The organism is Candidatus Obscuribacterales bacterium (assembly GCA_036703605.1).
GTDB lineage: Bacteria > Cyanobacteriota > Cyanobacteriia > RECH01 > RECH01 > RECH01.
On record DATNRH010000887.1, the window covers coordinates 1 to 1,230 of the forward strand.

Annotated in this window: 2 protein-coding genes; one reads left to right on the top strand and one right to left on the bottom strand. The window is 48.9% G+C overall.

Going from position 1 to position 1,230, the window contains the following annotated elements; translation table 11 throughout:
* Positions 1 to 464 (top strand): hypothetical protein (locus V6D20_18205; GenBank protein ID HEY9817715.1); only part of this gene is annotated, 464 nt, incomplete at its 5' end.
* Between the two features lie 148 nt (positions 465 to 612).
* On the opposite strand, the gene V6D20_18210 is transcribed toward V6D20_18205, so the two are convergent.
* On the bottom strand, positions 613 to 897 hold the full coding sequence (locus V6D20_18210; GenBank protein ID HEY9817716.1) for a hypothetical protein: 285 nt from the start codon (positions 895 to 897) through the stop codon (positions 613 to 615).
* Positions 898 to 1,230 lie beyond the last annotated feature (333 nt).

Sequence of the window (1,230 nt, forward strand, 5' to 3'; positions counted from 1 at the left end):
ATGTGCCAGACGACTTGAAGGCACAAATGGCCAACGTAGAGGCAAACTGGTCAGAGATTTGTCGGGCGGCGATCGAGGCAGAACTCGATCGCTTGGAAGTAGCACCTATTCCGCCGGGACGAGATGCAGCGGACGTCGCTAATGGCGATCGCCTCGTCTCCATTCCTTTTGACCAGTGCCTGGTTGCCAAAACAGCGATCATTAAATTCAATGAAAGGCGTAATAATCGTGTAGCCACCGCTGTGATTGACATTGGAGACTGGCTTGGTAAGATCAGGGAGACAGTGCGACCTATGAGCATCGTAGGTGGAAAAATGAGTGATTTGCTGGATGGGAGCTATGACGCAGACATGCTGATTCCAGGAGAACCGTGGCGATCGGGCCATTTGCGCCTTAACCTTCAGGTTAGTTTTGTCTATTCACTACCTGAAGAAGAGCATGTCACTGTTCAAGATGTCGAGTAATGTGAGTTCAATGAACCTCATCGACGGATCAGATTTCCAAATGGGAGATCTGATCCACATAGCTAGTCTGTCCATTGACCTATCTCCTAGGACGCGATCGCCCTTCCCTCTGACTCTTCCGAAGGTAGGCTTGCCGCAACCTGATCGATTAGACGCGGCGATCGCGTTCGATATCAAAAATTGCTTTTTCCCAATACCATTGCTCTGAGCGATCCGGATAGCGGAGTCGTAGTTGTTCAACTAACCGTAGAGCTACATCACGGTTGCCGCCATTCAAGCGGATGAGCTGCTTTTTTGTCTGTGGTAGCGACTTAGACTGGGATGTGGATGAGGCGCGGGGCGATCGCCATAGTCCACGTCTCCTGCGTTGAGAGCGAGACATCACAACGACAACCACAACAAGAATGACGATAGCCAGCGCAATCGAGGTCATAACCTTAGTATCAGTTCTATCAACCATCTAGGCACTTAGACCAAGTGCTAGGTACAGACACAAACGCTTTGCATCAATACTCTATGGAACTCTATGGATTAACGCCTGAGCGTTGGCAAAATAGCAGCGCTATGTCCCATCTAGTATAGCTGTGGTTAGTTTGTTTGTGGCCTGACCTAGCTCGAAGCTTCAAACGCTACAAAGGCTCTTATTTTTGGATGTTTTCATCTATGGGGTCATGGCTCTATGGCGATACCGGTCCTGTTATGTTGTCTTGTACTCAATTCTAGACAACATGCTCTATTCTCTTAATGGTCTTCCTGTCTCTCCGCC